This window comes from Methylobacterium sp. GXF4, from assembly GCF_000272495.1.
In the GTDB taxonomy this organism is placed as follows: domain Bacteria; phylum Pseudomonadota; class Alphaproteobacteria; order Rhizobiales; family Beijerinckiaceae; genus Methylobacterium; species Methylobacterium brachiatum.
Genome location: NZ_AKFK01000048.1, coordinates 1 through 25,214, shown reverse-complemented (window position 1 = coordinate 25,214; position 25,214 = coordinate 1). Strand labels below are relative to the sequence as shown.

Annotated in this window: 19 protein-coding genes; 12 read left to right on the top strand and 7 right to left on the bottom strand. The window is 71.0% G+C overall.

The genetic code is table 11. The annotated features are described in order from the left end of the window. The first annotated feature begins 21 nt into the window (after positions 1-21). The 8 genes from WYO_RS06550 to WYO_RS06515 all read left to right on the top strand — a co-directional run bounded on the left by WYO_RS06550 (position 22) and on the right by WYO_RS06515 (position 9,991). A complete protein-coding gene (locus WYO_RS06550; RefSeq protein ID WP_007560492.1) occupies positions 22-513 on the top strand; it encodes a (2Fe-2S)-binding protein in 492 nt (163 codons plus the stop codon). Continuing rightward, on the top strand, positions 510-1,550 hold the full coding sequence (locus tag WYO_RS06545) for a xanthine dehydrogenase family protein subunit M (RefSeq protein ID WP_007560490.1): 1,041 nt from the start codon (positions 510-512) through the stop codon (positions 1,548-1,550). Before WYO_RS06550 ends, WYO_RS06545 begins: the two co-directional genes overlap by 4 nt. A gap of 11 nt (positions 1,551-1,561) precedes the next feature. Continuing rightward, positions 1,562-3,820: a xanthine dehydrogenase family protein molybdopterin-binding subunit gene (locus WYO_RS06540; protein WP_007560489.1), complete on the top strand. Its 2,259-nt coding sequence runs from the start codon at positions 1,562-1,564 to the stop codon at positions 3,818-3,820. A gap of 603 nt (positions 3,821-4,423) precedes the next feature. After that, positions 4,424-5,362, top strand: a complete 939-nt coding sequence (gene ytfQ, locus WYO_RS06535) for a galactofuranose ABC transporter, galactofuranose-binding protein YtfQ (RefSeq protein ID WP_085985776.1) — start codon at positions 4,424-4,426, stop codon at positions 5,360-5,362. A gap of 35 nt (positions 5,363-5,397) precedes the next feature. After that, complete coding sequence (locus WYO_RS06530) at positions 5,398-6,936, top strand: sugar ABC transporter ATP-binding protein (protein WP_007560485.1); 1,539 nt, start codon at positions 5,398-5,400, stop codon at positions 6,934-6,936. Beyond that, positions 6,936-7,907 (top strand): ABC transporter permease, encoded by a 972-nt coding sequence (locus WYO_RS06525; protein ID WP_007560483.1) that lies wholly within the window; start codon positions 6,936-6,938, stop codon positions 7,905-7,907. The genes WYO_RS06530 and WYO_RS06525 overlap by 1 nt, the downstream gene beginning before the upstream one ends. Then, positions 7,907-8,923, top strand: coding sequence for a galactofuranose ABC transporter, permease protein YjfF (gene yjfF, locus WYO_RS06520; RefSeq protein ID WP_007560481.1), 1,017 nt, complete (start codon positions 7,907-7,909; stop codon positions 8,921-8,923). Before WYO_RS06525 ends, yjfF begins: the two co-directional genes overlap by 1 nt. A 120-nt stretch (positions 8,924-9,043) precedes the next feature. After that, entirely contained in the window at positions 9,044-9,991 is a 948-nt protein-coding gene (locus tag WYO_RS06515; protein WP_007560479.1) for a dihydrodipicolinate synthase family protein, read from the top strand. Positions 9,992-10,078: 87 nt separating this feature from the next. Here the strand turns inward: WYO_RS06515 and WYO_RS06510 are convergent, their stop codons facing one another. Then, positions 10,079-12,508 carry a membrane-bound PQQ-dependent dehydrogenase, glucose/quinate/shikimate family gene (locus WYO_RS06510; RefSeq protein WP_007560477.1) on the bottom strand — a complete coding sequence of 810 codons (2,430 nt, stop codon included), beginning with the start codon at positions 12,506-12,508 and terminating at the stop codon, positions 10,079-10,081. A 174-nt stretch (positions 12,509-12,682) separates the two neighbouring features. Next, the gene (locus WYO_RS06505) at positions 12,683-13,954 is read right to left on the bottom strand and encodes an efflux RND transporter periplasmic adaptor subunit (protein ID WP_007560475.1); all 1,272 of its coding nucleotides are present in this window, start codon (positions 13,952-13,954) and stop codon (positions 12,683-12,685) included. Between the two features lie 304 nt (positions 13,955-14,258). Between WYO_RS06505 and WYO_RS06500 the strand changes: the two genes are divergently transcribed. The 3 genes from WYO_RS06500 to purD all read left to right on the top strand — a co-directional run bounded on the left by WYO_RS06500 (position 14,259) and on the right by purD (position 17,298). After that, positions 14,259-15,488: an oxalate decarboxylase family bicupin gene (locus WYO_RS06500; protein ID WP_007560473.1), complete on the top strand. Its 1,230-nt coding sequence runs from the start codon at positions 14,259-14,261 to the stop codon at positions 15,486-15,488. A 75-nt stretch (positions 15,489-15,563) separates the two neighbouring features. Beyond that, positions 15,564-15,872, top strand: coding sequence for a hypothetical protein (locus tag WYO_RS06495; RefSeq protein ID WP_007560471.1), 309 nt, complete (start codon positions 15,564-15,566; stop codon positions 15,870-15,872). Positions 15,873-16,020: 148 nt separating this feature from the next. Beyond that, entirely contained in the window at positions 16,021-17,298 is a 1,278-nt protein-coding gene (gene purD / locus WYO_RS06490; RefSeq protein WP_007560469.1) for a phosphoribosylamine--glycine ligase, read from the top strand. A 111-nt stretch (positions 17,299-17,409) separates the two neighbouring features. On the opposite strand, the gene ggt is transcribed toward purD, so the two are convergent. Both ggt and WYO_RS06480 read right to left on the bottom strand, forming a co-directional pair. Further along, positions 17,410-19,179, bottom strand: a complete 1,770-nt coding sequence (gene ggt, locus WYO_RS06485; protein ID WP_007560467.1) for a gamma-glutamyltransferase — start codon at positions 19,177-19,179, stop codon at positions 17,410-17,412. A gap of 137 nt (positions 19,180-19,316) precedes the next feature. Beyond that, positions 19,317-20,327, bottom strand: a complete 1,011-nt coding sequence (locus tag WYO_RS06480) for a 1-aminocyclopropane-1-carboxylate deaminase (protein WP_007560465.1) — start codon at positions 20,325-20,327, stop codon at positions 19,317-19,319. 197 nt (positions 20,328-20,524) lie between these two features. On the opposite strand from WYO_RS06480, the gene WYO_RS06475 reads away from it, so the two are divergent. Beyond that, entirely contained in the window at positions 20,525-20,989 is a 465-nt protein-coding gene (locus WYO_RS06475) for an Lrp/AsnC ligand binding domain-containing protein (RefSeq protein ID WP_007560463.1), read from the top strand. A 7-nt stretch (positions 20,990-20,996) separates the two neighbouring features. Here the strand turns inward: WYO_RS06475 and WYO_RS06470 are convergent, their stop codons facing one another. From WYO_RS06470 to WYO_RS06460, 3 genes are all read right to left on the bottom strand, one after another. After that, positions 20,997-22,340: a replication-associated recombination protein A gene (locus tag WYO_RS06470; protein ID WP_007560461.1), complete on the bottom strand. Its 1,344-nt coding sequence runs from the start codon at positions 22,338-22,340 to the stop codon at positions 20,997-20,999. Positions 22,341-22,427: 87 nt separating this feature from the next. Beyond that, entirely contained in the window at positions 22,428-23,885 is a 1,458-nt protein-coding gene (locus WYO_RS06465) for a DegQ family serine endoprotease (RefSeq protein ID WP_007560459.1), read from the bottom strand. 123 nt (positions 23,886-24,008) lie between these two features. Further along, entirely contained in the window at positions 24,009-24,500 is a 492-nt protein-coding gene (locus WYO_RS06460; RefSeq protein ID WP_007560457.1) for a MucR family transcriptional regulator, read from the bottom strand. Positions 24,501-25,214: the final 714 nt, after the last annotated feature.

The window sequence follows — 25,214 nt, the reverse complement described above, 5'->3', positions numbered from 1 at the left end:
CTTTGCCAGCCGGGACCCAGCATGACCATTCCCCTCAGGCTCACCCTGAATGGGCAGGCCCGCGAGATCGCCCTCGACGATCCGCGCGTCACCCTCCTCGACCTCCTGCGCGAACGTCTCGGCCTGACGGGCGCCAAGAAAGGCTGCGACCGCGGCCAGTGCGGCGCCTGCACGGTGCTGGTGGACGGGCGGCGGATCAACGCCTGCCTGACGCTCGCCGTGAGCCTCGACGGCGCCGAGATCCTGACCATCGAGGGGCTGGCCGAGGGCGACCGGCTGCATCCGGTCCAGGCCGCCTTCATCGCCCATGACGGCTTCCAGTGCGGGTTCTGCACCCCCGGCCAGATCATGAGCGCGGTCGGCCTGATCCGCGAGGGCCATGCCGGCACCGATCCCGAGCGCATCCGCGAGGGCATGAGCGGCAACCTCTGCCGCTGCGGCGCCTATGCCGGCATCCTGGACGCGGTGCAGGACGCTGCGGCCCAGAACGAGCACCGGGAGGACGCGGCGTGAGGAACTTCGACTACATCCGCCCGGCGAGCCTGCCGGAGGCCGTCGCGGCCGGGCAGCGTCCCGACACCGCCTATCTCGCCGCCGGCACCAACCTGGTCGACCTGATGAAGGGCGGCGTCACCGCCCCGGCCCGGATCGTCGACATCACCCGGCTGCCGGGTCTCTCCAGCATCGAGACGCTGCCGGACGGCGGTACCCGGATCGGCGCCCTGGTGCGCAACAGCGACCTCGCGCACGACCCGGCCTTCGCGAAGACCTACCCGATGGTGGCCGAGGCCCTGCTGGCCGGCGCCTCGGCGCAGCTGCGCAACGCCGCCACGGCGGGCGGCAACCTGATGCAGCGGACCCGCTGCCCGTTCTTCACCGACGCGGTCTCGCCCTGCAACAAGCGCGCGCCGGGCTCCGGCTGCGCGGCCCTGGGGCACGCCACCCGCATCCACGCCGTCCAGGGCTGGAGCGAGCACTGCATCGCCACCAACCCGTCCGATTTCTGCGTGCCGCTCGCCGCCCTCGACGCCGTAGTCGAGATCGCCGGGCCGGACGGCGCCCGGGAAGTGCCGCTCACCGCGTTCCACAACCTGCCCGGCGACCATCCCGAGCGCGAGACGGCGCTGCGCCCGGCCGAGCTGATCACCGCCCTGCGGTTGCCCCCCGAGGCCGCCGCGTTCCAGGGCCATGCCCGCTATCTCAAGGTCCGCGACCGCACCTCTTACGCCTTCGCGGTGGTCTCGGCGGCAGCGGCCCTCACGCTCGACGGCGCAAAAATCGGCCGGGCCCGGCTCGCCTTCGGCGGGCTGGCGCTCAAGCCCTGGCGGGTGGAGGCGGCTGAGGCCGCGCTCGCCGGCCAGGCGCCCTCCCCCGAGGCCTATGCCCGGGCCGCCGCCCTGGCGCTGGACGGTGCCAAACCCACCGGCGAGGCCAACGCCTTCAAGATCGAGCTCGCCCGCCGCGTCGCGGTCCGGGCGCTGACGCTGGCCGCCGCCGGGACCCCCGCGCGGATCCCGGCTCTTCCCGCCTCCCCGTTCGGCATCGTCTGAGGACAGACCGCATGACCGCGACCGCCACACCCCAGAACGCCGCCGCTGGCACTCGCCACGGCTCCAGCATCGGCCAGCCGCTGACCCGGCGGGACGGCCCCCTCAAGGTGACCGGCCAGGCCCGGTTCTCCGCCGACAACCTGCCCCCCGGCACGCTGCACGCGGCGCTCTGCGTCGCCCGGATCGCCAAGGGCCGGGTCACCGGCCTGAACCGGGCCGCCGCCGAGGCCCATCCGGGCGTCGTCGCGGTGATGACCCCGGAGAACGCGCCGAAGCTCGCCCAGGACCCGGACGCCAAGGCCGGGCCGTTCATCTTTCGCCTCGACCTGCTGCAGAACGACCGGGTCCGCTACGCCAACCAGCCGATCGCCGTGGTGATCGCCGAGACGCTGGAGGCCGCCACCGAGGGCGCGCGGCTGCTGGCGCCGACCTACGAGACCGAGACGCCGCGCATCGGCCTCGACGCGGGCGACGTGTTCACCCCGGATGCGGTCGGCGTCGGCGCGCCCCCGGCCGAGAGCGACGGCGACGTCGAGGCGGGCCTCGCCGCCGCCGCGAGCACCATCGCGGCCACCTACGAGACGCCGGCCCAGTACCACAACGCCATGGAGCCCCACGCGGCCCTGGCCCAGTGGGACGGCGACCGGCTGACCCTGCACATGCCGACCCAGGGCCTGGCGATCTCGCAGGGACGGCTCGCCGGGCTGTTCGGGATCCGGCCCGACGAAATCCAGATCGAGAGCCCCTATCTCGGCGGCGGCTTCGGCTCGAAGGGCGTGCCCTCGGGGCCGCAGGTGCTCGCCTGCATGGCGGCCCGGATGGTCGGGCGGCCGGTCAAGCTCGTGCCGACCCGGTCGCAGATGTACGGCCCGATGGGTCATCGCGGCCCGACCCGGCAGACGCTGCGGCTCGGCACCGACGCGGCCGGCAAGCTCACGGCTCTGGACCACCACATTCTGACCGCCTCGTCGAGCTTCGACGACTTCTTCGAGCCGGCCGGCCGGGCGACCAGCACCCTCTACGCCAGCCCGGCCATCGCCATCCGGCACGAGGCGGTGCGGCTCGATACCGGCACGCCCCTGTTCATGCGGGCGCCCGGCGAGGCCAGCGGCAGCGCGGCCCTGGAGAGCGCGCTCGACGAGATGGCGCACGAACTCGGCATGGACCCGCTGGAGTTCCGCCTCGCCAACTACGCCGAGGTCGAGCCGATCACCGGAAAGCCGTTCTCCTCCAAGGCCCTGCGCGAGTGCTACCGGCGCGGCGCCGAGGCGTTCGGCTGGGCCGGGCGCCCGCTCCGGCCTCGCCAGACCCGGGACAAGGACGGCTTCCTCGTCGGCACCGGCATGGGCACCGCCACCTTCCCGGCCCTGATCTTCGAGGGCATGGCCCGGGCCGAGATCCGCGCCGACGGCACCGGCACGGTGGAGCTCGGGGCGATCGACATGGGCCAGGGCGCCTGGACGGCCTTGGCCCAGATCGCCGCCGACGGGCTCGGGATCGGGATGGAGGCGCTGACCTTCCGGATGGGCTCCTCGGACCTGCCCAATGCCGGCATCGCGGGCGGCTCCGGCCACACCGCCACCGCCGGCAACGCGATCCACGCGGCCTCCCAGGACGTGATCGCCCAGCTGGCGAAGCTCGCCACCGACGACCCGGCCTCCCCGCTCTACGGCGCGGGCAATGCCGGCGTCACCGCCGCAAACGGGCGCCTGACCCGGCGCGACGACCCGAGCCGCAGCGAGGCGTTCGCCGACATCCTGAAGCGGGCCGGGCGGGCCAGCATCGAGGGCCAGGGCAAGGCCGGCGCCGACCCGGCGGCGCAGAAATCCTACGCGATGCATGCCCACGGGGCGGTCTTCGCAGAGGTGAAGGTCGATCCCGATCTCGGCCAGATCCGGGTGAGCCGGCTGGTCGGCGCCTTCGCGGCCGGCCGGGTGATCAACCCCCGGCTGGTCCAGAGCCAGTATTACGGCGGGATGATCTGGGGCCTGTCCTTCGCCCTGCACGAGCGGGCCGAGATGGACCCGCGCACCGGCCGCTTCCTCAACGACAACCTCGCCGAGTACCATCTGCCGGTGAATGCCGACATCCCGGCCATGGAAGCGATCCTGGTCCACGAGGACGATTCCGTGGTGAACACGCTCGGCGTGAAGGGCGTGGGCGAGATCGGCATCACCGGCACGGTCGGCGCCATCGCCAACGCGGTCTGGCACGCCACCGGCGTGCGGGTGCGCGAGATGCCGATCACCCTGGACAAGCTCCTGGGCTGAGCCCGGCGGGCCGGGCGGATCTTTGCCGTCCGGCTCCCCGCGTCCGATGGCTCGAACGACGAGAACCCTGCCCGCTCGGGCAGGGTTTTTGTTGTTTGCCGGGCCGTTCGCCCCAGCTGAGGGGCGGCACGGGCAGCGCTCCAGGCCCATCACCGGTTCGCACCGTCCCAGCAGCGATCGAGCCCACGCGCCGTAAACTCATACAATTGTCATCCTACACGGTGGGTCGCACGGCGAATCGCCGGCCCCCGTCAGCCGGGAAACCGGCGCCGGCGCACCAACCCGGCTTCCAAAACGTGCGGCGGTAAGGGTGAAAAGCGCACCTCGCCGGCCCGATGCTGGCAGGCGGCATTCGGGGCCTCGACATCAGTCAACGACCACAAGAGACTGAGATAGAGTGCTGTTCTACCGGTCGCGCGGCCGATAGGCCGGTGCGAATAGCGCCGCGCTCCGGGACTTGGCAGCGCAGTCGGCAACCCGAGGGATGCGGCTGTTCAACGCGTCGCGCATATGTCATACATATGCCGACCGATCGTCCTGAAGAGGCGGCGGAAACATTCGAACGGGGGGACGTCGATGAGAGGGACCATTTCCATCAAGGCCATGCTCGCGGGCGCGCTTCTCGCGTGGGCCGGCGGGGCCCAGGCGGCCTCGCTGACCGTCGGGTTCTCGCAGATCGGTTCCGAATCCGGCTGGCGCGCCGCCGAGACCACCGTGACCAAGGACGAGGCCAAGAAGCGCGGCATCACCGTCAAGATCGCCGACGCGCAGCAGAAGCAGGAGAACCAGATCAAGGCGATCCGGTCCTTCGTGGCGCAAGGGGTCGACGGGATCCTGCTCGCCCCGGTGGTCGCCACCGGCTGGGATTCCGTGCTCAAGGAAGCGCGCGACGCGAAGATCCCGGTGATCCTGCTCGACCGCGACATCGATCCCGCCGGCAAGGACCTCTACCTGACCGCCGTCACCTCCGACAGCGTCGAGGAGGGCCGGGTCGCCGGCACCTGGCTGACCAAGACGGTCGGCGACAAGCCCTGCAACGTGGTCGAGCTCCAGGGCACGGTCGGCGCCAGCGTCGCCACCAACCGCAAGAAGGGCTTCGACGCCGCCATCGCGCCCCACGCCAACATCAAGCTCGTGCGCAGCCAGACCGGCGACTTCACCCGGGCCAAGGGCAAGGAGGTGATGGAGAGCTTCATCAAGGCGGAGGGCGGCCGCGCGATCTGCGCGGTCTACGCGCACAACGACGACATGATGGTCGGCGCCATCCAGGCGATGAAGGAGGCCGGCCTGAAGCCCGGCAAGGAGATCCTGACGGTCTCGATCGACGCCGTGCCCGACATCTTCAAGGCGATGGCCGCCGGCGAGGCCAACGCCACCGTCGAGCTCACTCCCGACATGGCCGGCCCCGCCTTCGACGCGCTCAAGGCCTACAAGGAGAAGGGCACCGTCCCGCCCAAGTGGATCCAGACCGAGTCGAAGCTCTACACCGCCGCCGATGACCCGATGAAGGTCTACAACAGCAAGAAGAACCTCGGCTACTGACGCGCCCCGCGCCGCTCGACCTCTGCGATCGCATCGTGTCCGATTCCGTCCTGCTCACCGTCCGTGGGCTCTCGAAGAGCTTTGCCGGGCACCAGGCCCTCGCAGGGGTCGACTTCACCTTGCGCCGGGGAGAGATCCACGCCCTCCTCGGCGAGAACGGCGCCGGCAAATCGACCTTCATCAAGACCCTGACCGGCGTCGTCCGGCGCGATGCCGGCGAGGTCTGGCTCGACGGCGAGCCGATCGCCCCGCGCTCGGCGGAAGCCGCGGCGCGGGCCGGCATCGCCACGGTCTACCAGGAGGTCGGCCTGCTGCCGAACCTCACCGTGGCCCAGAACCTGTTCCTCGGCCGCGAGCCGACCCGGTTCGGCCTCGTGCGCAACCGGGAGATGCGCCGGCGCGCGGTCGCGCTGCTCGCGGATTTCGGCCTGTCGATCGATGTCGGCGCGCCGCTGGGACGCTACCCGGTGGCGGTGCAGCACCTCGTGGCGATCGCCCGGGCGGTGGATCTCTCGGCCCGGGCGCTGATCCTCGACGAGCCGACCGCGAGCCTCGACACCCATGAGGTCACGGTGCTGTTCGGCGTGATGCGCCGCCTCGCCGAGCGGGGGATCGGCATCGTCTTCGTGACCCACTTCCTGGAGCAGGTCTACGCGATCACCGACCGGATCACGGTCCTGCGCAACGGCCGGCTGGTGACGGAGCGCGAGACCGCGCGCTTCCCGCGCATCGAGCTCGTGCACACGATGCTGGGCCACGACCTCGCCGAGACCGAGGCGCGCGTGGAGCAGGCGGACCGGCCGGCCCGCGCCGGATCCGGGACGCCGGTCCTGCAGGCGGAAGGGCTCGGCAAGGCCGGCTACCTCCAGCCCATCGACCTCACGGTGGGCAGCGGCGAGGTGGTGGGCCTCGCGGGCCTCCTCGGCTCGGGCCGAACGGAGACCGCCCGCCTGCTGTTCGGGGCCGAGCGGGCCGATCGCGGCCGCATCCGGCTCGACGGCAAGCCGGTCCAGATCGGCGGACCCCGGGACGCCCTGCGCCACCGGTTCGGCTACTGCCCGGAGGAGCGCAAGACCGAGGGCATCGTCGCCGACCTGACGGTGCGGGAGAACATCGTGCTGGCCCTGCAGGCCCGGCGCGGCCCGTTCCGGCCCCTCGGCCGGGCGGCCCAGGACAAGATCGCCCGCGATTTCATCGCGATGCTCGACATCCGCCCGCCCGATCCGGAGCGGCCGATCGGGCTCCTGTCCGGGGGCAACCAGCAGAAGGCGCTGCTGGCGCGCTGGCTCGCCACCGAGCCGCGCCTGCTGATCCTCGACGAGCCGACCCGCGGCATCGATGTCGGGGCCCATGCGGAGATCATCCGGCTGATCCGCCGGCTCTGCGACGAGGGGCTCGCCCTCCTGGTGATCTCCTCGGAGCTCGAGGAGATCGTGACCTATTCCGACCGGGTGATCGTGATGCGCGACCGGGCCCAGGTGGCCGAGCTCGCCGGCAGCGCGGTCGACCTCACCGCCATCCTCCGGGCGATCGCTGCCGAGGCAGCGCCCGCCCCGGTCCCGGAACCCGCCTGATGCGCGTCCTTCGCTCCGGAGCGCCCCAGCTCCTCGCCTTCGCGGCCGTGCTCCTGGCCGACCGGCTCGCCTCGCCGCAATTCCTCGCGGTGCATCTCCAGGACGGGCGCCTGTTCGGCAGCCTGGTCGACGTGTTCAACCGCGGCGCGCCGGTGGCGCTCCTGTCGCTCGGCATGGTGCTGGTGGTGGCCACCGGCGGCATCGACCTGTCGGTGGGCGCCGTGATGGCCATCGCGGGCGCGGTCGCGGCCAGCCTCGCGGACAGCTATCCCCTCCCGGTGGTCCTCGCCGCCGCCCTCGGCACCGGGCTCGCCTGCGGGCTGTGGAACGGCTTCCTGGTGGCGAGCCTGCGGATCCAGCCGATCGTCGCCACCCTGATCCTGATGGTCGCCGGCCGGGGCATCGCCCAGCTGATCACCGAGGGGCGCATCGTCACCTTCACGTCGCCCGATCTCGCTTTCCTGGGCGGGGGAGCCCTGCTCGGCGTGCCGATGCCGGTGGTGCTGGTCCTCGTCATGCTCCTCCTGACGCTCGCCCTGGTGCGCGGCTCGGCGCTCGGCCTGATGATCGAGGCGACCGGCGGCAATGCCCGGGCCAGCGCGCTCGCCGGCATCGACACACGGTCGGTGACGGTGGCGGTCTATGCCTGGAGCGGCCTCTGCGCGGCGCTGGCCGGCGTGGTCGCGGCCGCCGACATCCTGGGCGCGGACGCCAACAATGCCGGCCTGTGGCTGGAGCTCGACGCGATCCTGGCCGTGGTGGTGGCCGGCTCATCCCTGCTCGGCGGGCGGTTCAGCCTGTGGCTGGCGGTGCTCGGCGCCTTCATCATCCAGGCGATGAACACCGGAATTCTGCTCTCCGGCCTGCCGCCGGAACTGAACCTCGTGGTCAAGGCGGCGGTGGTGCTGGCGGTGCTCCTGCTCCAGTCGCCCCGCCTCTCGGGCCTGACCCTGCTGCTGCGGAAGCCGTGATGAGCCGCAACCTTCCGGTCCTGGTCGCCGCGCTCCTGTTCGCGGCCGGCTATTGCCTCTGCGCGACGCAGTTCCCCGCCTTCCTGACCACCCGGGTGGTCGGCAACCTGCTCACCGACAGCGCCTTCCTGGGCATCGTCGCGGTCGGCACGACCTTCGTGATCATCTCGGGCGGCATCGACCTCTCGGTCGGCTCGGTGGTCGGGTTCACCACGGTGTTCCTCGCGCTCGCCATCGAGCGCTGGGGGATCCCGCCGCTCGCCGCTTTCGCGATCGTGCTCGGGGCCGCCGCCTTGTTCGGCGCCGCGATGGGCGCGCTGATCCACGTCTTCGAGATGCCGCCCTTCATCGTGACCCTGGCCGGCATGTTCCTGGCCCGGGGCGCGGGCTTCCTGCTCTCCACCGAGTCGGTCCCGATCAACGCGCCCCTCTACAGCGCGGTGGCCGACCTGTCCCTGAGCCTGCCCGGCGGCGGGCGCCTGACCCTGACGGCGGGGGTGATGCTGGCCGTCTTCCTGGTGGGCGGGGTGCTGCTCCATGCCACGCGCTTCGGCGCCACCGTCTACGCGCTGGGCGGCAGCCGCCACACCACCGCGCTGATGGGCGTGCGGGTCGGGCGCAACACCATCGCGATCTACGCCCTGTCGAGCCTGCTCGCGGCGCTCGCCGGGATCGTGTTCTCCCTCGACACCGCCTCGGGCACCCCGCTCTCGGCGGTGGGCGTCGAGCTCGACGCCATCGCCGCCGTGGTGATCGGCGGCACGCTGCTCACCGGCGGCCAGGGCGGCATCCTGGGCACGTTCCTCGGCGTGATGATCGGCGGCCTGATCCAGACGGCGATCACCTTCGACGGGACCCTGTCGAGCTGGTGGACCAAGATCGCCACCGGCCTGCTGCTCTTCGCCTTCATCGCCCTGCAGCAGGGCTCGGTGGCCCTGGCCGGGCGCTCCGGTCGGGCCGCCCGCCCCCGCGCCGGGCAGCAGCCGGTCGTCCGGCCGGCCGAGGCCCGGCCCTGACGGCGCCGGATTTTTTTGGCTCAGCCGGCGACCACCTTTCCGCGGGATGTCCTATGATCCCCGCCCGCGCGGCCGCCCCCTCGGCTGCCCCCTTGCCGCGCGACGGAGGACAGAACCGGCATGCCCCTCACCAGCGATCTCCGCGGCGTCGTGCCGATCGCCCCGACGCCGTTCCATCCGGACGGCCGGATCGACGCGGTCTCCCTCGACCGGATGACCGACTTTTTCGGGGCCGCGGGCGTCGACGGCCTGACCATCCTCGGCCAGCTCGGCGAGGCGGGCAAGCTCGACCATGACGAAGGGCTCGCCGTCGCGAAGCAGGTCCTCGGGCGCACCCGGCTGCCGGTGATCGTCGGCGTGACGGCGCCGGGCTTCGCGGCCATGCGGGCGCTCGCCCGCGAGGTGATGGCGATGGGCGCGGCCGGCGTGATGATCGCGCCGCCGAACACCCTGCGCACCGACGACCAGGTGGTCGGCTATTACCGCAACGCCGTCGAGGCGATCGGGCCGGACGTGCCCTTCGTCCTGCAGGATTACCCCCTCACCTTCTCGGTCCAGATGACCCCGGGCGTGATCCGCCGGATCGTGTCCGAGAACCCGTCCTGCGTGATGCTCAAGCACGAGGACTGGCCGGGGCTGGAGAAGATCTCGACCCTGCGGGGCTTCGAGGCCGACGGCTCGATGCGCCACATCGCGATCCTGGTCGGCAATGGCGGCCTGTTCCTGGATTTCGAGACCGAGCGCGGGGCCGACGGGGCCAATACCGGCTACGCCTTCCCGGAGATGCTGGTCGACGTGGTCCGCCTCGGTCGGGCCGGCGAGCGCGACGCAGCCCACGACCTGTTCGACGCCCACCTGCCCTACCTGCGCTACGAGCAGCAGCAGGGCCCGCTGGGGCTCGCCGTGCGCAAATACGTGTTCCAGCGCCGGGGGATTTTTTCGTCTGACGCCCAGCGCAAGCCGTCCCAGGCGCTCACCCCGCAGGCCAAGGCCGAGATCGAGTACCTGCTGGCCCGCCTCGCCCGCACGGATGCGCGGGCGAAGCTGTCGGATTCACAAGGTCTGTGACCGTGTGCGGGTGCAGGGCAGAGCCCTGCATCATCGGGGCTCTGCCCCGATACCCCGCCAAAGGGCTCAGCCCTTTGGAATCTCCGCTCAGTCGAGCCGGTAAGCGATGACCGAGTCGCCCGGCGTGGTGCCGAGCGAGCCGTGGCCGCCGGCGGCGATCACCACGTATTGCTTCCCGTCCTTGCCCCGGTAGGTCATCGGCGTCGCCTGGCCGCCCGCGGGCAGCTTCATGGACCAGAGGGTCTCGCCAGTCTGCATGTCGTAGCCGCGGATCAGGTCGTCGAGGGTGGCGCCCGCGAAGGCGACGCCGCCGGCCGTGGTCAGGGTGCCGCCATGGGCCAGCATGCCCATCTCGAACGGGATCGGCACGGCGAGGCCGGCGACCTTCTGGCCCGCCACCGTGCCGTTGCGGTGCTTCCACGCCGTGGTGCCGTCCGCGAGGTTCACCCCGACCCGCACGCCCCAGGGCGGCGCGTTGCAGGGCACGCCGAGGGCCGAGCGCATATGGGCGATCGACACCGCGTAGGGGCCGCCGAGATTCTCGTTGCCGGGCTTGGATTCCGGATCGGTCGAGAACAGCCGCTTGTTCGGCTCGCCCGCGGGGCGCCGGTACAGCTGGTAGATGTAGGGTAGGTATTGCGGCGTCGCGATCATCCAGTGGTTGACCGGATCGACGGCCACGGAGCCCCAGTTGAACACCCCGATATTGCCCGGCCAGACGATCGAGCCGCCCGACGCCTGGGGCGGCGTGAACGGGTTGCCGTCGTAGCGGTTCGACCGGAACGCGATGCGGCACTGGATCTGGTCGAACGGCGTCGTGCCCCACATGGCCGCCTCGGTGAGCGGCGCCGGGGTGAAGTTCAGCGCCGACATCGGCTGGACCGGCGACAGGGTCTCGCCCGGGATGTCGGTCTGGGTGGAGACCTTCATCTGCTCCACCGGCACGATCGGCTCGCCCGTGCGGCGGTCCAGGACCCAGATGTTGCCGATCTTGGTCGGGATCAGGATCGCCGGCACCGCTTCACCCTTGTGCGGCAGGGTCAGCAGCACCGGCTGGGACGGGTTATCCCGGTCCCACAGGTCATGATACGCGGTCTGGAACTTCCAGATCAGCCGGCCGGTCTTGAGGTCGAGAGCCGCCAGGGCGTCGATGAAGGCCTCGTCCGTCTTGGACCGGGACACGCCGACCTGGTCGGGCGAGCGGTTGCCGAACGGCACGTAGACCTGGCCCAACCCCTCGTCGGCCGAGAGCTGGGTCCAGGCCACCGCCGAGTTCGGCTCGTAGAGCTCGCCCGGTTTGAGCGGCGCGGTGTCGTCGGGCTTGCCGGCGTCGAACTTCCACACGATCGCGCCGGTGCGCACGTCGTAGGCGCGGATCGCTCCCGACGGGTTGGTCTCGTAGTAATTGTCGGCGATGGCGCTGCCGAGGATCACGAGGTCCCGGGTCACCAGCGGCGCCGAGGTCTGCTGGTAGGTCGCCCGCTGCAGGCCGGGCATCTGCGCCTTCAGGTCCACCGCGCCGTCGGTGCCGAAGCTCCTGCACGGGGCGCCGGTATCGGCGTTCAGGGCGTAGAGCTTGGCGTCCACCGAGGCCGCGATGATCCGGCGCGGGCATTCGGCGATGGCCGCCGCGGCCGCCTGGGCGGTGGCCGGATCGGCCTCGGCCGGCGGCACGTAACTGGCCGAGTCGTTGTAGGACACGCCGCGGCAGGTCTGGTGCTGGTACTGGGCGTCCCGCTGCATCTTGGGATCGAAGGCCCAGACCAGCTTGCCGGTCTCCGGCTCCAGCGCCTGGACGATGCTGTGCGGGGTGCAGAGATACAGCAGCCCGTTCACTTTGATGGGCGTTGCCTCGAAGGTGTATTCCTTCGAATCCTTGCTGTCGCCCTCGCGCAGGTCGCCGGTATGGTGCTCCCAGGCGACCTTGAGGGTCCGGACGTTGCCGGTATCGATGTCCTTCAGCGCCGAGTAGCGCTGGCCCAGATTGGTGCCGCCATACGCGACCCAGTCGTCGGCCGGATAGGGGACGCCGCTCGGGTCGATGGCGGCGTTGCCGGCCTGCGCGACCTTCGGCAGGCTGCCCTTCGTCTCCACCGGATCGACGAACCAGGCCGCGACGCCCAGGATCGCAAGGAGCGCCACGACGGCGCGCAGGGCCAGCGGGCCGTTCCGCAGGCTCGGCGCCCACGGGTCGTGCGGTGCATTCCGCAAGCCCCCCGGCACGAACGGCAGGGACAGCAGCAGGCCGAGGAACAGGATCAGCGCGCCGCGCGGGATCCATTGCCACTTGTCGAAGCCGACCTCCTGGATCGTCCAGGCGAAGGCGGCCGCCAGGGTGAGCGCGTAGAGCCAGAACCCGCTCTGGCGGCGCCGGGCGAGCTGGATCCCGGCGGCGAGCAGGCCGAGGCCGATCCAGACGTAGAATGCCGATCCGCCGACCGACGCAAGCTTGTATCCGAAGCCGATCAGGGCTAAGCCCAGTATAGCGGTCAGCAATCCCAGGAGTTTGACTGCCATTGCGATGGAACCCGCTCTCTTGATCCGGACGAAAAGGGTGGATCTTGGGGGCTGCCGGACAGAATACCCGCGCAATGCCCCGAGTCGGGCGGCTTATCTTCGCTTTAGCTGGCCTCAAGCTGTGCGGTTCGTACGGCGACGGACCGAGGGCGGGACCCGCAGCCCGGCCGCTCCTCACGTCCCGGCCTTGCCCTCCGCCCGCAGGGCGACCGCGTCGCCGTCGCGCAATGAGGCTGGCGGCCCGACCACGACCTGCTCGCCGCCGTCGAGGCCGGTGCGCAGCTCCAGCGTGGACCCGGTCTGGCGGAAGATCGTGACCGGGCGCATCCGCACCCGCCGGCTCCCGTCCTGGCCCGCCTCCACCACCGCCACCCGGGTGCCGTTCTGGTCGAAGATCAGGGCGTCGCTCGGCACCGTCACGGCGGGGGAGACCCGCGGGATCGCCAGCGTCAGGGTGATGTAGAGGCCGGCCTGGAGGGCGCGGTCGGGGTTGGGGATGTCGACCTGCGTCACCAGGGTGCGGGAGGCGTGGAGCAGGGTCGTCGACGAGCGCGAGACCCGGCCGGGGAAGACCTTCCCGGGGAGCTGCGCCACCTCGGCCTTGGCCTCCAGGCCGTCGCGGACGCCGTCGGCCGCGTAGAGCGGCACGTTCACCGCCAGGCGCAGCACGTCGTCCCGGGCCAGCGTCAGCAATGGCGCACCCGTATTGGTGTCCGCCGTGACCGCGTCGCCGACATCGGTGTTGCGGGTGGTCACGACCCCGTCGAACGGCGCCCGGATCTCCTCGAAGCCCGTCAGCACCTTGAGCCGGGCGACCTGGGCCTCCTGGGCGGCGATGTTGGCCTCCGCGACCTTCACGGCCGCTTTGACCGCATCGACGTTGGCGCTCTGCGCCAGAACCCCGGCCTGCGACGTGTCGGCATTCTGCCGGGTCTCGGCGCCGGTGCCGGCAAGCGTCGAGGTCCGCCGGTTGGTCACGTCCGCGAGGTGGCGGTTGGCCTCGGCCTGGTCGACCATCGCGCGCGCCTGGATCAGCGCCGCCTGCAATTGCAGCACCTGCGCCTGCGCCTGGACGAGCTGCTGGTCGAGATCCGGCGCGCTGATCCGGAACAGCAGGTCGCCCTTCTTCACGTGCGAGCCGATATCGACCTTGCGCTCGACGATGTAGCCGGTGGCCCGGGGATAGAGGCTCGCCGTGTCGAAGGCCTGAGCGGTGCCGGTCTGGGTGAGGCTGAGCGTGTCGGAGGCCCGCTGGGCCTTGGCGACCCGCACGGTCTGGGGTTTCGGGGCCGTTTGGGACGGCGGGGTCGCCGCCCGGGACGGGTCCGGCCAGTGGCGGTAGCCCAGGAGCCCGATTCCCGCCAGCGCCAGCAGGCCGACCCACAGGCGGCCGCGTCGCGCGGGGCCGCCGGCCTCGCGCGCGGCTGAACTGTCCCGGTCCGCCATCCTGGTCCTCGGGTCGCGCCGAACGTCCTCCGTCGCAGAGGCGCCCCGCCCTGCGGCCGGCGCCCGCCGACCGGAGCACATCCAATATCGTATTCAATTCATAGACCACGCCCGGGGTCCGGGCGAGATGCCGCAGCGCACGATCATGTGCTGGATCCTCCGCTGAACCGGCCGGTTACCCTCGCGACGGAGCCGGAGCGGCCCGATCGTGGGGCGAGCGAGCCTGGCTCCGCGCCCGTGTTCCACCGCGCGGACGCCGAACCGGTCCCCGCTTCGACGGCGCGCTTCAACAGACCGAGACGCGATGACCGAGATCTCCCGGCGCTCCATGATCGCCGCCGCCGGCGGTGCGATGATGGCATCCCCCGCCCTGGCCCAGACCGCCCCCGCTCCTGCCGCCCCCCTGCCCCGGCGCGGCTCCAAGGGCGCCGACATCCTGGGCCCGACCAACGATCCCCGGGCCGCCGAGGAGCCCTTCACCCAGGCGCCGCCGGCCACCGACCACGGCACGATGCCGAACCTGAAATGGTCGTTCAGCGACAGCCACATGCGCCTGGAAGAGGGCGGCTGGGCGCGCCAGACCACGGTGCGCGAGCTGCCGATCTCCAAGGCCATGGCCGGGGTCAACATGCGGCTCAAGGCCGGCGTGGTCCGCGAGATGCACTGGCACAAGGAGGCCGAGTGGGCCTACATGATCAAGGGCAAGGCCCGGATCACCGCGGTCGACCAGGACGGGCGCACCTTCGCGGACGATGTCGGCGAGGGCGACCTCTGGTACTTCCCGGGCGGCATCCCGCATTCGATCCAGGGGCTCGCCGCCGACGGGGTCGACGGCTGCGAGTTCCTGCTGGTGTTCGACGACGGCGGCTTCTCGGAGGATTCGACCTTCCTGCTGACCGACTGGCTGGCCCACACCCCGCGGGACATCCTGGCCAAGAACCTCGGCGTGCCCGAGAGCGCGCTGGCCAAGATCCCCGAGAAGGAACTCTACATCTTCCCCGGACCGACGCCCGGCCCGCTCGCGGCCGACAAGATGGGCGGCGCCGGCGATGTCCCGAAGACCTTCAGCCACCGGATGCTGGCGCAGGAGCCGATCCGCACCAGGAGCGGGCGCGTGCGCATCACCGATTCCACGGTGTTCCCGGCCTCGGTGACGATCGCGGCGGCCTTGGTCGAGGTCGAGCCTGGGGGGCTGCGCGAGCTGCACTGGCACCCCAACAGCGACGAGTGGCAGTACTACCTCTCGGGCAAGGGCCGGATGACGGTGTTCGGCTCGGAATCGAAGGCCCGCACCTTCGACTACCAGGCCGGCGACGTCGGCTACGTGCCCTACGCCATGGGCCACTACATCGAGAATACCGGCGACACGACGCTGACCTTCCTGGAGATGTTCAAGAGCCCGCGCTACGCCGACATCTCGCTGAACCAGTGGCTGGCGCTGACCCCGCATCCCCTGGTGCAGGCCCATACCGGGCTGGATCCCAAGCAGATCGACGCCCTGTCGCAGACCAAGACGCCGGTCGTGCCGGGTTGACGCGGCCAGGAACCTGATCGAGCCTGGATGCGTCGATGGGATGGACAATATTCAGGCCTGATCACGGAGAGACAGATGCGCGCTTTCCCCCGCGCGTTCCTCGCCCTGGCGCTCGCCCTCCCGGTGGGCGCCGCCCGGGCGCAGGTGCAGCCGAACGACCCGAACGCGGCCAACGCCTCGTTCGCCCTGCAGAGCCAGATCCGCACCCTCAACCAGCAGCGGGTCTCCGACTACAACACGCTGAACCAGCAGTTCCAGCGCAACGTCCAGTTCCAGCCGCACGCGCCGGTCTACGGCGTCTATGGCGGGCGCCGGGTCGGCCGGCACGGGATCGCGCGGGCGCCCCGGGGCGGGCTCAACACGAGCGTGTGCATCGGCTGCTGAGCGGCGGGCATCGTCCCGAACGGCGGCCGCCGGCTTTCGGGACCGGACGATGCCGGGGCGGAAATCCCGGCATAGCGGGGACAGCCCGAAAAAAACCTTTTCCCGTCCGCACGCTTGGCCCAGAAGCAGGGCCCATGGTGGCGCGCGCATGAACATTCTGCTGATCGGCTCGGGGGGACGCGAGCACGCGCTGGCCTGGCGCTTGGCCAAGAGCCCGCTCTGTACCCGCCTGTTCACGGCGCCGGGCAATCCCGGCACCGCCCGGCACGGCACCAACCTGCCGGACCTCAAGGTCACCGACCACGCCGCGGTGGCGGCCTTCTGCACCGCGGAATCGATCGGCCTCGTGGTGGTCGGGCCCGAGGCGCCGCTGGTGGCCGGGCTGGTCGACGACCTGAAGATCGCCGGGATCCGCACCTTCGGCCCGACCCGCGACGCGGCCCGGCTCGAGGGCTCCAAGGGCTTCACCAAGGATCTCTGCGCCGCCTGCGGCATCCCCACCGCCGCCTTCGCGCGGTTCACCGAACTCGAGCCGGCGCTCGCCTATGTCCGCCGGCAGGGTGCCCCGATCGTCGTGAAGGCCGACGGGCTGGCCGCCGGCAAGGGCGTCACCGTCGCCGAGACCCTGGACCAGGCCGAGGACGCCCTCACCTCGCTCTTCGAAGAGCCCGGCGCCGAGGTCGTCGTCGAGGAATGTCTCTTCGGCGAGGAGGCGAGCTTCTTCGCGCTGTGCGACGGCACCCGGGCCATCCCGCTCGGCACCGCCCAGGACCACAAGCGCGTGTTCGACGGCGACCGCGGCCCCAATACCGGCGGCATGGGCGCCTATTCCCCGGCCCGGGTGGTGACCCCGGAGATCGAGGCCCGGGTCATGGCCGAGATCATCATGCCGACGCTCGCCGGGATGCGGGCGCGCGGCTGCCCGTTCACCGGCATCCTCTATGCCGGCCTGATGCTCACCGCGGACGGTCCCAAGCTGATCGAGTACAACACCCGCTTCGGCGATCCCGAGGCGCAGGTTCTGATGCCCCGCCTCGCCTCCGACCTCGTGCCGGCCCTGCTCTCGGCCAGCGAGGGCGACCTCTCCGGGATCACGCTCGAATTCGACGCGCACCGGGCCGCCCTCACCGTGGTGATGGCGGCGGCCGGCTATCCGGGCGCCGTGGTCCGGGGCTCGGTGATAAGGGGCGTCGAGGCGGCCGAGGGCGACGGCGTGTTCGTGTTCCAGGCCGGCACCCGGGCCGAGGGCGGGCAATTGCTCGCCGATGGCGGCCGGGTGCTGGCGGTCACGGCGCTGGGCGACAGCGTCACCGACGCCAAGGACCGCGCTTACGCGGCCGTGGCCCGGATCGACTGGCCGGAAGGCTTCTGCCGCCGCGACATCGGTTTCCGCGAAGTCGCCCGGGAAGCCGCCGAGCGGGGCTAAAGTCTTGGTTTCAAAAGGTCCGGGACCTTTTGCGGGTGCGGGCGGAGCCCGCTGTCTTCGGGGGCTCCGCCCCCCGAACCCCTGCGAAAGGGCTTGCCTTTTGGGAACCCGTTACTCGCCGATGGCTGCGCCGGCCGGACGGCGATTGTCGTTGGCGCCGTAGAGCAGGCCCGGGCGCATCCGCTCCGTGCGGGTCGCGTCGTTGCCCGAGGTGGCCACGTCGGCGGCATCCGGCACGGCCGCGCGGACCGCGATCAGCTCCTGCGCGCCCCAGGGTTTCTGCTCGACGATCGTGTGGCCCATGCCCCGCAGGATGCCTTGCGTGTCCGCCGAGAGCGCGAAGGGCTCGGCATAGACCGTGTCGGGCAGCCACTGGTGATGGATGCGCGGGGCGTCCACCGCCTCCTGCGGCTCCATCCCGAAATCCAGCACGTTGATGAGCGTCTGCGCGTTGATCGTGATGATCCGCGAGCCCCCCGGCGAGCCCGCCACCAGGGCGACCTTGCCGTCGCGCAGCACGATGGTCGGCGCCATCGACGAGAGCGGGCGCTTGCCCGGCTCGATCCCGTTCCGGGCACCCTGGACCAGGCCGAACAGGTTCGGCACCCCGAGCTTGACCGTGAAGTCGTCCATCTCGTCGTTGAGGAAGAACCCGGTCTCGCCCGCCATCACCCCGGCGCCGAAATAGCCGTTGATCGTGTAGGTCAGCGAGACCGCGTTGCCGGCTCTGTCCATCACCGAGATATGGGTGGTCTCGGGCTTCTCCTGCGGGAGGTTTTCGGGGGCCGGGCGGATATCCGCTGACGGGGTCGCCCGGTCTGGCCGGATCGTCGCCCGGAGTTTCTCCGCGTAGGCCGGCGACAGCAATTGCGCCACCGGGTTGGGCCCGAAATCCGGGTCGCCCAGCAGGATGTTGCGGTCGGCGAAGGCGCGCCGCATCGCCTCGACCATCAGGTGCACGGTCCGGGCGGAATTGAAGCCGGCCGCCCGCAGGTCGTAGCCGTCGAGGATCGTGAGGATCTCGCACAGGGTCGTGCCGCCGGACGAGGGCGGGGGCGCCGACAGGATGGTGGCGCCCCGGTAGCGGCAGCTCAGCGGCTCGGATTCGGTCACCGTGTAGGCGGCGAAGTCGGCCGCCGTCAGCAGCCCGCCTCCCGCCCGGGATGCCGCCTCGACCTGGCGGGGGATCTCGCCCGTGTAGAACGCGTCCGAGCCGCCCGCGGCGATGGCCTGGAGGGTGCGGGCGAGGCCGGCCTGGACCAGCCTGTCGCCGGGCCGCCAGGAGCTGCCGTCCGGGCGCAGGAAGACGCGGGCGACGTTGGCCTGCCCGGCGAACAGCTTCGCGCCGAAATCCAGAATGTCGGTGTCGCCCCGGGTGAGCACGAAGCCGTCCCGGGCCAGCGCCACCGCCGGGGCCATCACCCGGGCCAGCGGCAGGGTGCCGTATTCGGCGAGCGCGGTGTTCAGGCCGAGCACGGTGCCGGGCACGCCCGCCGCCTTCCAGCCGCGCAGGCTCGCGCCCTTCACGACGTTGCCGGCGGCGTCGAGATACATGTCGCGGCTGGCCGCCCCGGGGGCCTTCTCGCGGAAATTGATGAAGCGGCTCTGCCCGTCGGCCCGGTGCAGGACCAGGAAGCCGCCGCCGCCGATATTGCCGCAGCACGGGTTCACCACCGCTTCGGCATAGGCCACCGCCACCGCGGCATCGATGGCGTTGCCGCCGGCCTTGAGGATGTCGGCGCCCACCTGGGAGGCCAGGCGCTGGGACGACACCACCATGCCGTTCTCGGCCTCCACGGCCGGTCCCGAGGCGGCCCGCGCCCCGGGGCCTCCGAGGGTGACGAGAAGCCCAAGGAGCAGCGCGCGTGCCGGTGCGATCATCCAGGCTCTCTCCGATGCGGGTCCGGCGCTGCCATATAGGGGGCCACGCGCCGGAGTCGCGGCTCCCACCCTCTCCTCATCCTGCTTCGCGGTCACCTCAGGCTGAGGGGTATGGGTGGGAGGCCGGTCGCGCGGCCTCAGCCGTTGCGGAACGTGTAGCTGTAGCCGTTCAGCGCCGGCGCGCCGCCGAGATGGGCGTAGAGCACCTTCGAGCCCTTCGGGAAGAAGCCCTTCTTCACGAGGTCGATCATGCCCTGCATGGATTTGCCCTCGTAGACCGGGTCGGTGATCATCCCCTCGAGCCGGGCCGAGAGCCGGATCGCCTCGACGGTCTCCTGCGAGGGCACGCCGTAGACCGGGTAGGCGTAATCCTCGTTGAGCACGACGTCGTCGGCGACGATGTCGCCCGCGCCGACCAGGGCGGCGGTGTTCTGGGCGATCTCGAGGACCTGGGCCTTGGTCTGGGCCGGGGTGCAGGAGGCGTCGATGCCGATGACGTTGCGGGCGCGCCCGTCCGCGGAGAAGCCGACCAGCATGCCGGCATGGGTCGAGCCGGTGACCGTGCAGACCACCACGTAGTCGAAGCGCAGGCCCATCTCGGCCTCCTGCTTGCGCACCTCCTCGGCGAAGCCGACATAGCCGAGCCCGCCATACTTGTGCACCGAGGCGCCGGCCGGGATCGCGTAGGGCTTGCCGCCCTCGGCCTCGACCTCGGCCAGCGCGCGCTTCCAGCTGTCGCGGATGCCGATGTCGAAGCCGTCATCCACGAGCTGCGTCTGCGCGCCCATGATCCGCGACAGGAGGATGTTGCCGACCCGGTCGTAGACGGCATCCTCGTGGGGCACCCAGGCTTCCTGGATCAGCCGGCACTTCATGCCGATCTTGGCGGCCACCGCCGCGACCATGCGGGTGTGGTTCGACTGCACGCCGCCGATCGAGACCAGGGTGTCGGCGCCGCTCTTGATCGCGTCCGGCACGATGTATTCGAGCTTGCGCAGCTTGTTGCCGCCATAGGCGAGGCCCGAATTGCAATCCTCGCGCTTGGCGTAGATCTCGACCTCACCCCCGAGATGGTCCGTGAGCCGCTTGAGCGGCTCGATCGGCGTCGGGCCGAAGGTCAGGGGATAGCGCTCGAAATCTTGCAGCATCGGGTCTCTCCGGGTCTTCCGGCCGCCGGGATTGTTTTCCACCCGGCACGGCCGCCTACGGGTTACGGCAGAAAACTACCCCGGATGGCTTGAAAGGTGCTCTCGATCTTGGCCTGCCGATGGCCGCTCACTTGCATCGATCGCGACGACGGGTGAGAAATCGTCCGGAAATCGGCAAAAAAACGAAAGAAACCGCCATGTCCGCAGGGCTCGACCGGATCGACCTCAAGATCCTGCGCCTGCTGCAGGCGGACGGGCGCATGGCCAACGCCGAGATCGCCGAGCGGTCGGGCACCAGCGCGGCGACCTGCCATCGCCGGATCCAGCGGCTGTTCACGGAGGGCTTCGTGCGGGCGGTCCGGGCCCTGGTCGATCCGGCCCGGGTCGGCCGGGGCACCCTGGTCTTCGTCGGCGTCGTGCTCGACCGCTCGACCCCCGAGAGCTTTTCCGCATTCGAGGCGGCGGTGCGGGCGATCCCCGTGCTGCTCGACTGTCACCTCGTGGCCGGCGACTTCGACTACATCCTGAAGGTCCGCGTCTCCGACATGGCCGACTTCAACCGGCTCCACAGCGCCACGCTGATCGGCCTGCCGGGGGTGCGCCAGACCCGGACCTTCTTCGTGATGAAGGAGGTGATCGACAACGCGCCGCTCGACCTGTGACGCCGCCCTACCCTTCCCCGCGCCGCTCCTTGCGCAGGGCCTCCCAGCGGGCGAGGCGCTCGGCCAGGCGGGTCTCGTAGCCGCGCTCGGTGGGCGCGTAGAGGTGCTGGCGCCCGAGGGCGTCCGGCCAGTAATCCTGGCCCGAGAAGGCGTCGGGCTCGTCGTGGTCGTAGCGGTAGCCCTCGCCGTAGCCGATCCGCTTCATCAGCTTGGTCGGCGCGTTGAGGATGGTGCGCGGCGGCGGCAGGGAGCCGGCCTCCTTGGCGAGCCGGGTCGCGGCCTTGTAGGCGGTGTAGACCGCGTTCGATTTCGGTGCGCAGGCCAGGTAGATCGCGGCCTGGGCCAGGGCCAGCTCGCCCTCGGGGCTGCCGAGGAAGTCGAACGCGTCCTTGGCGGCATTGGCCACCACCAGGGCCTGCGGGTCGGCCAGCCCGATATCCTCCACCGCCATCCGGACCAGCCGGCGGGCGATGAACAGCCGATCCTCGCCGGCATCGAGCATCCGGCACAGGTAGTACAGCGCCGCGTCCGGATCCGAGCCGCGCACCGTCTTATGCAGGGCCGAGATCAGGTTGTAGTGGCCCTCCTGGGCCTTGTCGTAGATCGGCGCCCGCCGCTGCACGATTTCTTGCAACTCGTCCGCGCCGAGAGTTTCCCCCGGGCTGGCCGAGCGCCAGACCTCCTCGGCGAGCGTCAGCGCCGCGCGGCCGTCGCCGTCGGCCATCCGGACCAGCACCCCCCGCGCCTCCTCGGTGAGCGGCAGGGCCTGCCCGGTGAGCGCCTCGGCCCGGACCAGCAGCCGCGCGATCGCGCCCGGATCGAGGGCGCGGAACAGCAGCACCCGGGCCCGCGACAGCAGGGCGGCGTTGAGCTCGAAGGACGGGTTCTCCGTGGTGGCGCCCACCAGCGTGACGGTGCCGTCCTCCATCACGGGCAGGAAGGCGTCGAGCTGGGCCCGGTTGAACCGGTGGATCTCGTCGACGAACAGCAGGGTCGCCTGCCCGGTCGCCCGGCGCTTGCGGGCGGCCTCGAACGCCTTGCGCAGGTCGGGCACGCCGGAAAAGATCGCCGAGATCTGCTCGAAATGCAGGTCGGTGCCCTGGGCCAGGAGCCGCGCCACCGTGGTCTTGCCGGTGCCGGGCGGTCCCCAGAAGATCAGCGAGCCGAGGCTCTTTCCGCGCAGGAGGCGGGTGAGCGCCCCGCCCTCCCCGGTCAGGTGCTCCTGGCCGACGACCTCGGCGAGGCTTTGCGGGCGCAGCCGGTCCGCGAGCGGGCGGCTCGCCGCCGCGACGGGGGCGGGGCCGGATTCCGGTCCCGATGGGGGCTCGGCGGAGGCGAACAGGTCGGACATCCGAGCATCAACACCGGGCCCGGCGGCGGGCGCAACCCGGGATCCGGGCCTTGCCCACGGCCATGAGCCGGACGCGCCCCGTCCGGCTCAGCCCCCGAACACCGAGGTCATGATCTCGCCGTTGCGGTTGATCACGACCTCCCAGGAATTGAGGGTGTTGCGGGTGACCCGGTCCAGGTCCTTGGTGGTCGCCACCGGCACGCCGTTGACCGCCACGACGATGTCGCCCTTCTGAAAGCCGAGCCGGCTCGCGATGGAGTTCTCGTCCACGGCCTGCACGGCCACGCCCTCGGCCGGGAAATCGACCTGCAGCTCCTCGGCCACCGCCGGCGAGGTGTTGACCAGGGTCGCGCCCTGGAACGGCGAGCGGGTGCGCACCTTGAGCACGTCGCGCGGGCGCGTCTCCGGGGCGGGGGCGAGCTTGACCGTGACCGTCTGGCGGGCCGTGCCGCGCAGGATCCCGAACCGGGTCTGGCCCTGGACGCCCTTGAGCGCGAAGCGGTAGCCGAACGCCTCCGGGTCGGCGACCTCCTGGCCGTCGATCGTCAGGATCAGGTCGCCGCGCTTCAGGCCGGCCTCGTCCGCGGGGCTCTTGGGCTGCAGGCTCGCCACCAGCACGCCGGTGGGATGGTCGAGGCCCATGCTGTCGGCGATGTCGGGGGTCACACTCTGGATGCGCGCGCCGAGCCAGGGCCGGCGCACCACGCTCGCGCCCTCGCGGGCCGCGTCGACCACCGCCTTGACCATGCCGACGGGGATCGCGAAGCCGATGCCGTGGCTGCCGCCGGATTGCGAGTAGATCGCCGTGTTGATGCCGACCAGCTGGCCGCGCAGGTCGACCAGGGCGCCGCCGGAATTGCCCGGGTTGATCGCCGCGTCGGTCTGGATGAAGTACTGGTAATCCGCCGAGCCGACCTGCGTGCGCGCCAGCGCCGACACGATGCCCTGCGTCACGGTCTGGCCGACCCCGAACGGATTGCCGATCGCCATCACGAAGTCGCCGACCTCGAGGGCGTCGGCATCGCCGAACGGCATCGGCACCAGGTTCTTCGGGGCCTCCTTGAGCTTGAGCACCGCCAGGTCGGTGCGGGTGTCGCGCATCACGATCGTCGCCTCGAATTCCCGGCGGTCGGAGAGCGCGATCCGCACCTCGTTCATGTTGTCGATGACGTGGTTGTTGGTGATGACCAGGCCGTCGGCATCGACCAGCACGCCGGAGCCGAGCGACCGCTGGGCCCGGTCGCCCCGGGGGCCGCGGCCGCCCTCCGGCTCGCCGAAGAAGCGGCGCATGAACTCCTCCATGGCGCTGGTGCGCGCGTTGGAGCGCTTTTCGACATGCGAGGCGTAGACGTTGACCACCGAGGGGGCGGCCCGCTTCACCACCGGGGCGAAGGAGAGCTGGATGTCGGTCCGGCTGAGCGGGACCGTCTTGGCCGTCCCCTCCTTCGGGGCGGCCGGGGCCTCGGTGCGGGCCATCTGCGCTCCGGCGGGGCCGACGGCCAGCAGGGTTGCGACGAGGGCGGGCAGGACGAGGCGGGTCAGCATGCAGGGCTCCGGCGGCAGGTCGGCGCGCCGTGCGATCGGCGGCGCGCCGTGCGGCCTTACGCTATCGGAGCCGATTGCGGCAGGCCCACGACACCGTTGCCGGAAGCCCGCGGTCGGGCCCGGTCAGGCATCTTCCTTGCGGCGGGCGCCGCGCTTCTTGGTGGGCGCCGGGGCCGGCTCCTCCAGCTCGGCGACCGGCGCGGCGGATTTCCGGCGCTGCTGGCCGAGGCCGAGCGAGCGGGCGAGCTGCGAGCGCTGCTCCGAATAGCTCTGGGCGGTCATCGGGTAAGTGGCATCGAGGCCCCACTTGGCGCGATAGGCCTCCGGGGTCAGGCCCCGCAGGGTCAGGTGGCGGCGCAGGGTCTTGTAGGGCTTCCCGTCCTCGAACGAGATCAGGAAGTCGGGCGTCACCGAACGCCGGATCTCCTGCGCGCTCGGCTTGTTCGGGGCCGCGACCGCGGGGCCCCCGACGCAGACGCCCCGGATCGCGCCGTGGATGTCGTTGAGCAGTTTCGGGAGATCCGCGCTCTGCACGTGATTGTTGCTCACATAGGCCGAGACGATCTCGGATGCGAGCGTAACGAAGCGGCTTTTGTCGTCCTCGACTCGATTCATAACCTGTCCGCCGCCTCATCGTGATGTCGAAACTGTCGAGAACGCAAGCACAACGTCGCGATCCCGCGGGCAGATACAATCGCTTTTCGATGAACCGTCAAGGCTCGAATTCGGTATCGACTTATACATTCGGAAACAGCGCAAGAACCGCTACATTGAGGGATCAACCTCAAGGAAAACGGTTGTCCGCAGTATGGCTTGTGCACAATCGATGTCGGTGCGCCCACCGAAACGTCGCGGCGGAGACGGGTATTACATGGCTGATCCGGCCGAGCTTGACGCAATAGAGACTTGGGCTGGTGCAGCATCGGTTCTTTTCGGGGCGAACGGAAAGCGGAGCCGCGCATCGCTGCGTGAATTCGGCTGCAAGAAGGGGACGCTTTGCGCAACCCCAGCGTGCCCAACGCCCCCGGAAGGCCGACGCAACACGGGCCTCGGCCTGTCACCTCGGACAGGGTTCGACCCGCCCCGCGAGGGGCCGTCTCGCGAGGACCATCCCGTGCGAGACCGTGGCCGGGCTTCGAGGCCGCGACGCGCGCGGATCGCCGGCCGGATTCGGCCGAGCCGGCGGCCCGTAATACAGGCTCGCGCCCACGATGTTGCCCCATCGACCGAGCGACGCAGGCACGCATAGCCCCGAACGCAGAAAACCCGGCTCGCGTTAGCGAACCGGGTTCTTTTAAAGGTCGAGTCGTCGAAAGAGATTTGGTTGCG

Bases quoted from the DNA above. Each gene is read 5' to 3' on its own strand.
- WYO_RS06550 (WP_007560492.1), top strand. From the start codon at position 22: ATGACCATTCCCCTCAGGCTCACCCTGAATGGGCAGGCCCGCGAGATC.
- WYO_RS06540 (WP_007560489.1), top strand. From the start codon at position 1,562: ATGACCGCGACCGCCACACCCCAGAACGCCGCCGCTGGCACTCGCCAC.
- ytfQ (WP_085985776.1), top strand. From the start codon at position 4,424: ATGCTCGCGGGCGCGCTTCTCGCGTGGGCCGGCGGGGCCCAGGCGGCC.
- WYO_RS06525 (WP_007560483.1), top strand. From the start codon at position 6,936: ATGCGCGTCCTTCGCTCCGGAGCGCCCCAGCTCCTCGCCTTCGCGGCC.
- yjfF (WP_007560481.1), top strand. From the start codon at position 7,907: ATGAGCCGCAACCTTCCGGTCCTGGTCGCCGCGCTCCTGTTCGCGGCC.
- WYO_RS06515 (WP_007560479.1), top strand. From the start codon at position 9,044: ATGCCCCTCACCAGCGATCTCCGCGGCGTCGTGCCGATCGCCCCGACG.
- WYO_RS06510 (WP_007560477.1), bottom strand. From the start codon at position 12,508: ATGGCAGTCAAACTCCTGGGATTGCTGACCGCTATACTGGGCTTAGCC.
- WYO_RS06505 (WP_007560475.1), bottom strand. From the start codon at position 13,954: ATGGCGGACCGGGACAGTTCAGCCGCGCGCGAGGCCGGCGGCCCCGCG.
- WYO_RS06500 (WP_007560473.1), top strand. From the start codon at position 14,259: ATGACCGAGATCTCCCGGCGCTCCATGATCGCCGCCGCCGGCGGTGCG.
- WYO_RS06495 (WP_007560471.1), top strand. From the start codon at position 15,564: ATGCGCGCTTTCCCCCGCGCGTTCCTCGCCCTGGCGCTCGCCCTCCCG.
- purD (WP_007560469.1), top strand. From the start codon at position 16,021: ATGAACATTCTGCTGATCGGCTCGGGGGGACGCGAGCACGCGCTGGCC.
- ggt (WP_007560467.1), bottom strand. From the start codon at position 19,179: ATGATCGCACCGGCACGCGCGCTGCTCCTTGGGCTTCTCGTCACCCTC.
- WYO_RS06480 (WP_007560465.1), bottom strand. From the start codon at position 20,327: ATGCTGCAAGATTTCGAGCGCTATCCCCTGACCTTCGGCCCGACGCCG.
- WYO_RS06475 (WP_007560463.1), top strand. From the start codon at position 20,525: ATGTCCGCAGGGCTCGACCGGATCGACCTCAAGATCCTGCGCCTGCTG.
- WYO_RS06470 (WP_007560461.1), bottom strand. From the start codon at position 22,340: ATGTCCGACCTGTTCGCCTCCGCCGAGCCCCCATCGGGACCGGAATCC.
- WYO_RS06465 (WP_007560459.1), bottom strand. From the start codon at position 23,885: ATGCTGACCCGCCTCGTCCTGCCCGCCCTCGTCGCAACCCTGCTGGCC.
- WYO_RS06460 (WP_007560457.1), bottom strand. From the start codon at position 24,500: ATGAATCGAGTCGAGGACGACAAAAGCCGCTTCGTTACGCTCGCATCC.